Annotated in this window: 7 protein-coding genes; 5 read left to right on the top strand and 2 right to left on the bottom strand. The window is 49.6% G+C overall.

Annotation, left to right across the window (positions count from 1 at the left end; all coding sequences use genetic code 11):
- The first annotated feature begins 91 nt into the window (after positions 1-91).
- Both ACFPK9_RS05425 and ACFPK9_RS05420 read left to right on the top strand, forming a co-directional pair.
- Complete coding sequence (locus ACFPK9_RS05425) at positions 92-1,711, top strand: hypothetical protein (RefSeq protein ID WP_377093804.1); 1,620 nt, start codon at positions 92-94, stop codon at positions 1,709-1,711.
- Between the two features lie 57 nt (positions 1,712-1,768).
- Positions 1,769-3,295 (top strand): hypothetical protein, encoded by a 1,527-nt coding sequence (locus ACFPK9_RS05420; RefSeq protein ID WP_377093803.1) that lies wholly within the window; start codon positions 1,769-1,771, stop codon positions 3,293-3,295.
- Positions 3,296-3,396: 101 nt separating this feature from the next.
- On the opposite strand, the gene ACFPK9_RS05415 is transcribed toward ACFPK9_RS05420, so the two are convergent.
- On the bottom strand, positions 3,397-4,014 hold the full coding sequence (locus ACFPK9_RS05415) for an HD domain-containing protein (RefSeq protein ID WP_377093801.1): 618 nt from the start codon (positions 4,012-4,014) through the stop codon (positions 3,397-3,399).
- A gap of 143 nt (positions 4,015-4,157) precedes the next feature.
- Here ACFPK9_RS05415 and ACFPK9_RS05410 point away from each other — a divergent pair, with 143 nt between their 5' ends.
- The 3 genes from ACFPK9_RS05410 to ACFPK9_RS05400 all read left to right on the top strand — a co-directional run bounded on the left by ACFPK9_RS05410 (position 4,158) and on the right by ACFPK9_RS05400 (position 9,354).
- Complete coding sequence (locus ACFPK9_RS05410; protein ID WP_377093798.1) at positions 4,158-7,064, top strand: alkaline phosphatase family protein; 2,907 nt, start codon at positions 4,158-4,160, stop codon at positions 7,062-7,064.
- Between the two features lie 87 nt (positions 7,065-7,151).
- Positions 7,152-7,808 carry a PEP-CTERM sorting domain-containing protein gene (locus tag ACFPK9_RS05405; RefSeq protein WP_377093796.1) on the top strand — a complete coding sequence of 219 codons (657 nt, stop codon included), beginning with the start codon at positions 7,152-7,154 and terminating at the stop codon, positions 7,806-7,808.
- A 193-nt stretch (positions 7,809-8,001) separates the two neighbouring features.
- Positions 8,002-9,354 carry an IS5 family transposase gene (locus ACFPK9_RS05400; RefSeq protein WP_377096558.1) on the top strand — a complete coding sequence of 451 codons (1,353 nt, stop codon included), beginning with the start codon at positions 8,002-8,004 and terminating at the stop codon, positions 9,352-9,354.
- Between the two features lie 23 nt (positions 9,355-9,377).
- Here ACFPK9_RS05400 and polA read toward each other — a convergent pair whose 3' ends face one another.
- Positions 9,378-12,197 carry a DNA polymerase I gene (polA, locus tag ACFPK9_RS05395; RefSeq protein WP_377093795.1) on the bottom strand — a complete coding sequence of 940 codons (2,820 nt, stop codon included), beginning with the start codon at positions 12,195-12,197 and terminating at the stop codon, positions 9,378-9,380.
- Between the last annotated feature and the right edge of the window lie 217 nt (positions 12,198-12,414).

Raw genomic sequence — 12,414 nt, 5'->3', positions numbered from 1 at the left:
AGCCGTTTTCTCTGTCCAGCATAGTCGTGCATGAATATTGAAGCTGTCTTACTACTTGATTCTGAAATCGAATGCTCGATAGTCGCGCCATATGAAATGGGTTATCGCATCTTGCTTCGCTTTAAGCGCACTATCTACAGCTGAGGTGGCTGTGACAGAAACTGTGACCGAAGAGGTTAAGAGCTTCGATTATCAAACCGTGATCGCGGAGCCTTTGAAAGAGCTCGGGGAACCGGCGATTCGGCTAGAAGTGGGCGAGCCAAACTTGTTAGTGTTTTCGCCGAGTTTAAAGGCTCAGGAGCATGTGCGGCAAGGATTTGCGATGATTCATGCATCTTGGGATTTTGAGGCATATAGGCATTTTGCAACAGCGCTCGAAGCTGACCCGCAGTGCTTGATGGCGTATTGTGGCATTGTCTTAGCTCTTACGAACCCTGAGCACGAATTCAAAGAGCAGCGCGCGAAAGCATTTAATCGGATGCTTAGTCTGGCCGAGCATAAGGAGGGCGAGGAATTTGTTTATCCGGAGAACGAAAGGATGTACGCGGTGGCAATTGCGGAATTGATGGCAAATGGTTTGCAACGTGGAGCTGCGACATTTCGCCAATTAGCGGAAAGTTACCCAAACGATTTACAAGCGCAGTTATTTGCTCTTTTGCTTTCCCGAGGAGGATATAACTCACTAGGGAATCCACGCTTACAACAGCGAGAAACCGTGGCAAAGCTCGAGGAACTCTACGCTGAGTACCCCAATGAGCCGATGGTGTTAAACTTTTTATTAATGGCGCAGGCAGAAGCTCCGTATCAGGCAGTTGATTTTAAGGGATACATGTTGCCGAAAGCGAAACGGCTGGTTGAACTTAGCGATGGAAAGGTCCCGAGTTGGCAGGCATTTTTAGGTTATGTGGCTTGGCGGAGTGGTGAACTCGAAATCGCTGAAGCTGCATTCGCTGAAGCTGTACGGTTGTATGATATTTGGCGAGTGGAGAATAAGATTCAGCCAGCAGATTGTGAAGGTTTGCTTAGGGCGCAGTTGTTTTTTGCGACGGTACTGCATGCTGAGGGGGAACAAGAGGCGGCTCTGGCGGAGATCGATGCTGTGACGCGTTTTTGTGCACCGATCACTCGGGAGTATTCGACTGGGGCGCTCACAGCGAAATGGATCGCAGGGTTATTACCTTTGAAAATGGCTTTGGAAGAAGATGACTTTGCGCTTGCCGCAGATCGTTTACCTGAGATTGGAAAGGTGAAGCAAGATAATCTCATGCCGTTTGAAGCGATCGTCACTGCCTACAAACTCTATATTGACACGCGTACCGTAGCAAAGGATGGCAAGCATGAAGCGGCGAAGCGTGGGCACGCCAAGATGGCGGCGCTGTTGACCGAGGTGAAAGGGAAGCAAGGTCTAGTGAGTAAAAGCCCAGAGTTTGGTGATTATGTTCGCGAGCTGCAGGCACTGGGAGTGCTACACAAGTCTCTGACGGGAGATGTGACGGAGCAGCAAGGCATGATCAATGTCTGGTATCAGGCCGCTGCTGATGCTCAGACCGCTGGTTCTAGGCTTCTACCACCTAATATCCTCTACCCCTTGGAGTACAAGCTCGGGGTCATTCAACTTGATGCCGGAAATGAGGCAAAGGCAAAAGAGTCTTTTGAGAAAGCATTGTTGAGGCAGCCCAGTTACTTCAAGGCTGCTGAGGGTTTGAAGTAACTGGAGTGAATTTGAACTGGTTAGTGAGGCAAGTTTGTTGTTCGCTGCATCCAGTTCATGAATAAGTATCGTTTGCTACCAAGTCTAGGGCTGCTTTCGGCAGCATTGAGTATTGGAGCGTCTGCTGAGAATGCAATGGCGCCCATAAAACTTTCTCCTCATTTTGATGCTGTGGCATCAAAGTTGGAGATGGGTGGTTTGAGTTTTAGCTATAAGGATAAGGCTGCTACCCAAGCTATGGTTAAAAATTTGTTAGAGATGGTTGCAGCTTATCTTGATAAGTATACCGAATACAAAGGTGTGAATGTGCAGCAGCTGACGGATGTGATGACATTAGAAGCTGTGGAGGCTGTGGGTAACAGTGCTAGCCAACAAGATGGCTATGTGCACTATCGTAGCTATACCTACACTCCGGAGCAGCGTTCCACTTACGCAAAGGCGTATGGGGAGATGAAACCATCTGTGGCTATGCAGCTCGCGCCAGCGGGTGCGGATCTCGTGGCGGAAATGCATTTCAATGGAAGCTATGATCCAGATGCTGAAGAAAAGATGTATGCAGCATTAGGGAGCTTAGGGGATTTGCTGAAGCAGCTTCAGGATCAGCAGCAAAATCCACTAGCCGATGCGTATCAGAAAAATTATACGAAGATTAATAGCCGTCTGACTTTTATTGCAGATATTTCCCCGAAAGGTTTCAAAGGCTTTCAGGGATTACCGCTTGGAGCGCAGTGCTTGATCTCGATCACTAATGCGATGCCAGTTTGGGAAATTTTTGAGCCCTTACTTAAAGAGCAAGGTCTTGAAGTGGAAGTGGATGGTGACGTGGTACGATTGGTTTTCCCTGAGGAGATGATGGGGTGGAAGCCGTGTTTGGAATATCATCAGGCAAGTGGGCAGCTGTTTGTGGCGTCTACCCAAGAGTACATTGCGCTCTGTGTTCAGGCCTCTCAAGGGAAGGCTCCCAATCTTTCCTCTGATCCTGAAGTAGTGAAGTTGAAGGAAGGTATGCCAGCGGAGTTTTCTAACATGGTTTATGTTTCTCCTAACTTTTCACGCACTGCGCTGAGTCTCATTCAGGGATTTGGTTTACCTCAAATCGAAGAGGTTGAGTACACGCGTCCGGCCTTGGAGATGCTATTGCAGAAGTTACAAGCGAGTGCCATTACTCAGACGGGAACGCTCTATGCTGTGTCTTTTGAGGAGAAAGGTACCTTGCATGTGACGAACTCACCGTTGAATATTGTCGGGATGGAGAACCACTCTTTCACTGCTGCGGCAACGTTGGTGGGGGTATCTACTCTTTTTACAGGAGCATCTTACTACAGGGATAACGCGAATGCTGCTGCATGTGCCGTGAATATGGCGTCGTTCCAGAAGGCTGTGGATGCGGTTCAAAACATTGAGGGGTATGAGAATGGCGACGCCTTAACTTGGGAGATGATCGTCGGCGAAGGGAAACCATTTCCTGAAAAGCCTATCTGTCCTGCTGGAGGTGTTTACACTCTAAGCCCTGTATTTATGCATGGAGAAGGTAGCTGTATTTCCTGCAGTGTTTCTGGTCATGATGCGCCATTGGCCAAATAAGTGATATTTCGGAATATAGAATCCACTGAGCTATGTCTCAGTGGATTTTTGTTCAAAGATGTCGTGTAGTGATCGAAGCATGTGGAGGTTGAAGTGGGGTGCTAGAGAAGCCAGCCATCCTGATGCGCGCGCTGAATTCTCGGAAGGAGGTAGTTCCAGAGAGCTGGCGAGGAGCGTCCAATCTTCTGGTTTTTTGCAATGACTTGGTCGAAAGTGACAGAATTCTCTATCCATGCCTTCCCTCCAGTATCGAGGTTGTGAAGGACGGGGATCATGCGGTCGAGTGCGTTGGCGAATTTTGCTTCTGCAGTTTCTTCCGCTTCGAATTCGTCCCAAAGGGTACGAAAATGTTGGGCAGTTTTTGTGGGTAGCATTCCAAAGAGGCGATCAGCTGCCGCTTGTTCTCGTTGAGCTTTGTCTTTACTCCCTTCCTCATCATAGCAGAGGGTGTCACCTGCATCGACTTCGACGATGTCGTGGAGCAAGAGCATGTGGATCACGCGGTTGATCTCTGTCCCACTCGGAGCGTAGTCAGCCAATGTGAGTGCGAAGGTGGCCACCGCCCATGAGTGCTCTGCCGAATTCTCATATCGAGATTCTGAGAAGAGGCAGGTCTTACGCTGGACTTCTTTAAGAGCATCGATCGCTTTGATGAAGTCGATACGCTGTTGTAGCTGGTCGAGTTTTGTTTCCATGCGGCGTGTTGTTAATGGGTTCATCCAGTGATGGGGTAGACAAGTATTGAGAGAAGACTTGCGATGTCGAGTCAATGCATTTCGAACTATCTTCTTTCTGTTAGTAAAGAGTGATATACCATATACGAGATTGACCAATTATCGGAATGAATGAGAGTAGCCAGTGTATGAAGAATGCCACTACCCCTGGTCGTAAAGTACTACTCATAGGTTGGGATGCAGCTGATTGGAAAGTCATTAAGCCCTTGATTGCTCAAGGGAAAATGCCTCACCTAAAAAAGCTGGTAGAAGCGGGTGTTTCTGCGAATCTTGCTACACTTCAACCAGTTCTCTCCCCAATGCTCTGGAGCTCTGTCGCGACGGGGAAACGCCCATACAAGCATGGGGTCTATGGGTTTTCTGAGCCTGACCCGGTAACCAACTCGATTCGCCCGGTGACCAATTTGTCGCGAAAGACAAAGGCGATTTGGAATATTCTAAATCAAGAAGAGAAGAGTACGATCACAGTAGGGTGGTGGCCATCCAATCCTGCGGAACCTCTAAGTAGGGGAGTAATGGTTTCTAACGATTACCAAACCGCCCATGGAAACGATCGCAAGAAGTGGCCGCTAAAACCAGGTACTATTCATCCCGAGCGCTTAAAGGAACGCTTAGCTGATTTACGTTTTCACCTATCGGAGTTGAATGAGGATGACTTATTTCCCTTTTTACCCGGATTAGAAGGAATGACGCAGGAGGAGCTAGATAAGGTTTCAAAAGATCGGCGCGTTCACTCGCTCATGAAAATTATCGCCGATTGCACGAGCATTCACTCTGCGGCTACTGCGTTGATGCAAAATGAATCCTGGGACCTTTGCAGTGTGTACTATGATGCGATTGATCATTTTGGTCACGCTTTTATGAAGTACCATCCTCCTCAGCGTCCGCAGGTGGATGACTGGGACTATCGTGTGTATAACTATTGTGTTGAGGCTGGCTATCGCTATCACGATATGATGTTGGGGTCATTGTTGGATCTCGCTGGAGAAGATACCACCGTGGTGCTGATGTCCGATCATGGATTCCATCCTGATGATTTGCGCCTATCCGCTATTCCGCGAGAGCCTGCAGGTCCAGCGGCGGAGCACCGGCAGTTTGGTATTTTTGTGGCTCGAGGGCCTGGTCTAAAGAAAGGAGGAAATGTCTATGGGGCGAACTTACTCGATATTTGTCCTACTCTCCTTCAGCTGTTTGGCTTGCCAGCAGGAGAGGATATGGATGGTAAGGTGTTGTTGGATATATTCGAGGAACCTGCACAGGAAATTGAGCGCCTGCCGAGTTGGGATGCGGTAGATGGGGATCATGGGATGCATCCGTCTGATAAACAAATTTCTGCTGCAGATTCTAAAGCGGCTCTCGAGCAACTTGTGGCACTTGGCTATATCGAAGAACCTGATGAGGATCAATCAGTCGCATTGGAGAAAACAGTTCGAGAACTCGATTATAATCTAGCGCAAGCATACATCGATGGAGGACTTTATACCGAAGCGGTGGCAATTCTCGAGCGTCTCTATAAAAAATGGCCTATGGAACACCGTTTTGGCTTCAAGCTTACCGCGTGCTACCAGAACCTCAATCAAACAGATAAACTCAGAGGGTTGGTAACTACGGTGATTGAAAGGCGATTGAAGGAAGCTCGCGATGCCTTGGAGGAACTTAAAGGCCTTCGATTGGATGAGGACGAGACACAAAAGCTCGAGGCTGAGCAATTAGAGCAAATGAGCGAAAAAGAGAAAAATGTTTGGAAGCGTGAGAGAGTAGAGCTTATTGCAAAATCTCGGCCGAACCTGTTCTCACTTCGCTATCTAGAAGCTCAAGTAGACTTTTCCGAGGGGAACTATGAGGGAGCTCTTTATAAATTGGCTCAGCTCGACAGTGATTTTGGAGCTCGTCGACGAGCGTTATGCCTAAGGGGTGAAGTTTATCAGCGCCAAAGACGTTGGGATGAGTCTAGGCTGGCTTTTGAGGAGGCGCTGGCAGTGGACGAAGAATCACCAGCCCCATTGTTAGGTATGGCGCGGACGGAATTAGCGAGGAAGAATCATACTCGCGCGGTCGCCCATGCTCGGGCTTCTTTGGAGCTGCTGTTTTTTCAACCAAAAGCGCACTATATTCATGGTTTAGCGAATTATCGCCTCGGAAATTGGCTGGCTGCAGAGAAGGCATTTTTGCAATGTGTGCGGCAAGCGCCTCTTTTTTCAGCAGCCTATCGTATGCTGGGAGAAATCGCACGATGGTATCGTCACGATCCCGAGGCTGCAGTGTTTTTCAAGAATAAAGTAAGAGAGTCACGCAAAGAATTAAAGCGAATCAGGGAGGAAAAGCAGCGAGTATTAGAACAAGAAATCCAACCTGTGCATAGTCATGAAGAAATGCTCTGTCCATTAGCCCCTCATCCAGCCAGTTTGGATGGTATTTCGAGTGAAGAAATTATCACCGTGGTTTCAGGTCTTCCACGCTCCGGAACCTCCCTGATGATGCAAGTCTTGGAGGCCATAGGCTTTGATATCTTTACGGACTCTAATCGCAGTGCTGATGAGTCGAATGAGAAGGGGTATTTTGAGCATGATAAAGTGACATCTCTTATGTCTGATAATAATAAGGCATGGGTAGCAGATTCGAGAGGGCGGTGTATCAAGGTGGTCGCTCCTCTTCTGAGCTCTTTGCCACTGAAGATGGTATTCGCTAAAAATGAGGGCACAGATAAGATTATTCGACCTTTACACTACCGTGTGCTCTTTATAGAGAGAGATCTACAAGAAATTGTGGACAGTCAATCTACGATGCTTGAACGCATGGGCAAAGTAGCTGCGGGAGGCGAATTTTCAAAGGCTTACCTCCAACAGGTTCATCATGCAAAGCAGTGGTGTGCGAAGCATTGTATCCATGCGATGAGTGTGCCGCATTACGATCTGGTACATGCGCCTGATGAGATTTTACCTCAGATACTCAGTTTTCTGGGCCTTGAAGCTGATATCGATGACATACGAGCTGTGATTGACCCATCCTTGCATCGCTCCAGAAATCAAATATGATAAAAGTCCTATTCTAACATTTTTTCGGTCGACATATAAATGAGCGTTTGATATTCGCCAAGTGAATACAATAATTCACCCTATTAAATGAAAACTAGCAAATTTGAAATTAAGAGTCAGGCTCCGTGGCTCGCGGGTGCTTTAGTCGCGACAGCAGGCAGCAGCCAGGCAGCTAACGTACAAATCACCCTCACTGGAAATCAAGTTTCCAATGCTTTGGGCGACACCTTGGATGCTGATGTCACAGGAGATGGAGTGGATGATATGTGGGAACGTGGATTTGTTAGTTCAACTTCAACTGCTATGGTTTTTGCAAATTTGAATATTAATAGGCACAGCGGAGGTTCTGATTTTATTATACTAGCAGCGAATTATGATCTTCCAAAAGGGTTTGGTCTTAAGCCTTCTGGCTTTGATATTTCTATGGGCTGGCTGTATTCAAGTGCCGCTGGTTCTATTGATCGTCTGATTGATATTCAATTTACAGATGAGCGGATCAACGGTGGTGCCACGACCAATGCTTGGTTAGATGTCACAGTGAAGAATGTATCCACAACAAATCATTCAGTGAGTTTGAATCGTGTGGTATTCGATGATGCCGGGACGGCTGCGCCTGATGGTATTGTGGCAGGTGGTCTAGCTGAGGAAGAGTGGACAACAGTGCCGGAGCCATCTAGCCTTGCAATGCTCGCACTTGGCGCAGGTGGTTTGCTCGTCCGCAGAAAGAGGGAGGCTGCTGCATAAGCGATCTTCAAAGCTTCATTTATAGAGTGCCACTGGAGTGAGTGACCCAGTGGCATTTTTTTTGTGCGCTAGTGTGTCCCCCGTTAAAATCATTCAATCCTAAGCGTGCTCTTATCCAGCACGCTTTTTTCTTTAAATGATCTACAAGAAATCGCCTTCTCAGCGCGTAAACCTTGTAGATTTTTCTAACAGCATGCGCCCACCAAAGCATTCCAATCAACCTGAAACCGCCCACCTGTTCCAACCTCTGCTCATCGATATTCTTGACCCGTCCCACGAGCTCGTCGTCTTAGCAGCGAAAATCGACTGGGACTGGATCGACGGACAACTCTGCGAATTGTACTCGACCACGGGGCGCGCCGCCATTCCCACCCGACTCATGGTTGGCCTGCATCTACTCAAACATGCCAAGGCTCTCTCCGACGAAGAAGTCTGTCGACAGTGGAAAGAGAATCCCTACTTCCAACTCTTTTGTGGTGAAAAATATTTCCAGCACCGCTTCCCGATCGAGCGCAGCTCCATGACCCATTGGCGCAAACGCATCGGTGATAAGAAACTCGAAACCCTCATCAGTGAACTGCTACGAGTTGCGCATCAAACAGGAGCCCTGGACATTGAAAGCCTGAGCAAGGTCATCGTCGACACCACCGTCCAGCCCAAGAACGTCACTCATCCCACCGATGCCAAGCTCGCTTTGCGCGGACTCACAGAGCTTGTCAAAATGGCAAAACTCCACGGCATCAAACTGCGCCAATCTTACGCGAAGGAGGCCAAGCGACTCGCCATCATGGCTGGTCGCTACGCCCATGCCAAACAGTTCAAACGCATGCGTAAGACTCTCAAAAAACTCAAGGGACGTCTTGGCCGCGTGGAGCGCGACATCGCCCGCAAAATCAATGGCAACGCGGGCCTTGAAGAGACCTTTCGCCTACCATTTTACAAAGCCTTCCTCATCCGCACGCAGAAGCCGCGCGACAAGGTGAAGATCTACAGCTGGCACGCCCCGGAGGTTGAATGCATCGCCAAAGGCAAGGCGCACAAACCCTACGAATTTGGCATCAAAGTTTCGGTGATCACACCGATGGAACGCTCTGCAGGTGGGCTGTTCGTCCTGCACAGCGAAGCCATCGAAGGCCGGCCTTACGACGGCCATACCCTTAATCGGGTCATTCAGGCAACCCGAGCCATCAGCGGCATCAAACCCGAACGCATCTACGTGGATAAAGGCTATGTCGGTCACGACTACCCAGACAAGCGCGCAGTTTTTCGCAGCGGACAAATCCGTGGCGTGACCCCCGAGATCAAAAGAGAGCTTCGGCGACGCTCCGCGGTCGAACCAGTCATCGGACACATGAAAGCCGACGGTCACCTAGGACGCAATTACCTCCACGGCAAGGATGGAGATAAGATCAATGCAGTTCTGTGTGGCGCAGGCCACAATATGCGCCTTCTGCTCAAGTGGTTCGCCACTTTTTTGCTCAAAATCCTCAGTACAATCTTTCCGCAAAAAAGCTCCAGCCACAGACCGGAGCTTCAATGCGCTTGAAAAATGCTATTTTTAACGTGGGACTAGTGTGCTTCGAGCCAGTTGTTGCCGGTGCCGGCGTCGGTTTTGGCGGGGACGTTGTGGGGAAGAGGGAGAGCGGATTGCATGGCTTCGAGGATTTTTGGAACGAGTTCTTCTTGTTCGTTGAGGGCGAGGTCGAAGATCAGTTCATCGTGGACTTGTAGTATCATTTTCGAGCGGTAGTTGCCAGCGCGCAGGAGATTGTCGACTTTTACCATGGCGAGTTTGATCATGTCGGCGGCGGATCCTTGGATAGGGGTGTTGATGGCGGCGCGGGCTGCGTTATTACGGACGGAAGCATTGCGCGAGTTGATGTCGCGTAGGTTACGTTTGCGGCCAGAAATGGTGGTGACGTAGCCGTCTTTTTCAGCCTGTTCGGTGGTGTTATCCATGAACTCCTTGATGGCTGGGTATTGTTCGAAATAGGTTTCGATAATATTGGCGGCTTCAGCGCGTGGAATGCCGAGACGTTGGGAAAGGCCGAAGGCGGAGATGCCGTAGATGATGCCGAAGTTGACCATTTTTGCGGTGGCTCGCATTTCACGTGTGACTTCATCGATGCCAACGCCGTAGACTTTAGCTGCTGTTGCGCTGTGGATGTCGAGGTCTTGCTGAAAGGCTTCGATCATTGCCTGGTCGCCGGAAATGGCGGCCATGACGCGGAGTTCTACCTGGGAGTAATCGCAGGCGAGGAGGGTGAAGTCGGCTGAGCGCGGGACGAAGGCTTTGCGGATTTCGCGGCCAGCCTCGCTGCGGATGGGGATATTTTGGAGGTTGGGGTCTGAGGAGGCGAGACGGCCGGTGGCAGTCATCAGCTGGTGGAGATGGGTGTGGATGCGCCCATCGCTAGGACAAATGTGTTCTGGTAGGGCATCGACGTAAGTCGATTTCAGCTTGCTGGCCTCGCGGTATTCGAGGATCTCGGCAACGATTTTGTGTTTTGGAGCGAGTGAGGAGAGGGTGGATTCGTCGGTTTTGAATTGGCCGGTTTTGGTTTTTTTCGGTTTTTCGACGAGTTGCATTTCGCTAAAGAGGATCTCACCAAGCTGTTTGGGAGAGTTGAGGTTAAATTCTTTGCCGGCTTGCTGGTAGATTGATGCGGTGAGCGACTCTAATTTTTTTGCGAGTGTTTCGCCGATGACTCCGAGGCCATCTTTATCGACAGAGATTCCTTCGTTTTCGATACGAACGAGGACGGGAAGCAGCGGGGACTCTACTTCGTAAAAGACTTCGGATTGGCCAGTGTCATCGAGCTGGCTGGCGAGGATTTCTGCAAGTTGGAAGGTTATGTCGGCGTCCTCGCAGGCGTAGTTCGTGAGCGCTTCGGCTGGAATGCTGGACATGTCGATATAGTCCTTTTTCTTAGTCTTCTTTTTCTCGGCAAAGGAAAAGAGGTCGTCGGCTGCGTCTTGTTTTTGTTCAAATTTTTCGGCGACTTCACTGAGTTTGATGGGAGTATAGCCGAGGAGGGCCTCCGCTAGGTAGTCCATGTTGTGGCGTTGCTCTGGGTCGACCAGCGCGTGGGCAAGCATGGTGTCGAAGAAGGGGGGCGCGACTTCGAGGCCCTGAGCGAGCATGACGGAGAGATCAAACTTGAGATTGTGGCCGATCTTCGTGGCTTTGGAAAGAAAGGCTGGACGGAGTGTTTCGAGGATTTCTGCGAGGGGGAGCTCAGCAGATGGAGTGATGAAGAATGCCTCACGCGCTTTCCAGGAAATGGCAATGCCTAGGAGTTCGGCTGTGCGTGGGTTGAGAGCGGTGGTTTCAAGGTCGAAGCACCAAAGGTCTTGTTGCTCGAGCTGGGTGGCGAATTTCCCCAAGGCAGCCGAGGTTTTGATTTGGGTGTAATTGGTTTTGAAGTCGGAAAATGTTTTGAGCTCGGCGTGGAGGAGTTCGGGTTGTTCCGCGACCTCGACGGTGCTGTGGCCGCGGCCCGATTGGAAATCGTTTCCGTAGAGACGTTTGCCGAGAGCATTGAATTCGAGTTCGGTGAAGAGTGATTTCACTGCCTCGTCATCGCGTTGGTCGAGGATGAGATCGTCAAAGGTCGTTTCGACGGGCACATCGAGAATGATGGTGGTGAGTGTCTTCGAGAGAAGAGCCTGTTCTTTGTTGTTTTCTACATTTTCCTTTTGTTTGCCCTTGAGTTGATCGGTGGACTCGAGGAGCTTTTCGACCGAGCCAAATTGTTTGATGAGTTTTTTGGCTGTTTTTTCGCCGACACCAGGGACGCCTGGGATGTTATCGGAGGCGTCACCCCAGAGGGCTAGGATGTCGATGACTTGTTTCGGGTCTTCGATTTCCCATTTTTCTAAGATGGCTGGGACGTCGAGGAGTTCGACTTCTGAGCCTTTGCGGCCAGGTTTCCACATGGTGGTGGTGGTGGAGACGAGCTGGGCGTAGTCTTTATCGGGTGTGACCATGTAGGTGTGGTAGGAGCCATCGGCATCAGCTTGGTGGGCGAGGGTGCCGATGATGTCGTCGGCTTCGAAGCCATCTAGTTCGATCACCGGGATGTGGAAGGCTTTGAGTAAACGCTTCACTTCAGGAATGGCCTTGGCGAGGTCTTCAGGCATGGCTTCGCGCTGTGCTTTGTACTCAGGAAAGATTTTATGGCGAGGTGTTGGCTCCTTGGTATCGAATGCGACGCCGATGTGAGTGGGTTGGTGATTATCCAAGATGTCGAGCAAAGTGTTCATGAACCCGAAGACAGCGGAGGTATTCATACCTTTACTATTATAGATTGGGTTACGGATGAGCGCGAAGTGTGCGCGATAAACCAATGCCATGCCATCGAGTAAGAAAAGACGCTTAGAAGCCATAGCTGGGAGTCTGCTAGAGGAATTGAGGAGGTCAATGATTCTGTGGAGTTTTTCTTAGGAGAAGATTCTTCATGAGTTTGCTCAAAAGCGGCAGAAATGACGTTGAAATTGGATGAAAGGTGAAGACAGCGGGAGTTATGCTACATTTTCTTTTACTTGTAGTTATAAAAAATGAATTTTGTGGTGGAAGCTTTCTGGTTGAATAAGTGGGGGGTTC

Source organism: Rubritalea spongiae (assembly GCF_042652385.1).
Classification (GTDB): Bacteria; Verrucomicrobiota; Verrucomicrobiia; order Verrucomicrobiales; family Akkermansiaceae; genus Rubritalea; species Rubritalea spongiae.
Note: the sequence above shows the minus strand (reverse complement) of the source record. Positions and strands in the feature narration are given on the sequence as shown.

What these genes read in the sequence shown, in the direction of transcription:
- ACFPK9_RS05425 (WP_377093804.1), top strand. Translation starts at nt 92, where the DNA reads ATGAAATGGGTTATCGCATCTTGCTTCGCTTTAAGCGCACTATCTACA.
- ACFPK9_RS05420 (WP_377093803.1), top strand. Translation starts at nt 1,769, where the DNA reads ATGAATAAGTATCGTTTGCTACCAAGTCTAGGGCTGCTTTCGGCAGCA.
- ACFPK9_RS05415 (WP_377093801.1), bottom strand. Translation starts at nt 4,014, where the DNA reads ATGAACCCATTAACAACACGCCGCATGGAAACAAAACTCGACCAGCTA.
- ACFPK9_RS05410 (WP_377093798.1), top strand. Translation starts at nt 4,158, where the DNA reads ATGAAGAATGCCACTACCCCTGGTCGTAAAGTACTACTCATAGGTTGG.
- ACFPK9_RS05405 (WP_377093796.1), top strand. Translation starts at nt 7,152, where the DNA reads ATGAAAACTAGCAAATTTGAAATTAAGAGTCAGGCTCCGTGGCTCGCG.
- ACFPK9_RS05400 (WP_377096558.1), top strand. Translation starts at nt 8,002, where the DNA reads ATGCGCCCACCAAAGCATTCCAATCAACCTGAAACCGCCCACCTGTTC.
- polA (WP_377093795.1), bottom strand. Translation starts at nt 12,197, where the DNA reads ATGGCTTCTAAGCGTCTTTTCTTACTCGATGGCATGGCATTGGTTTAT.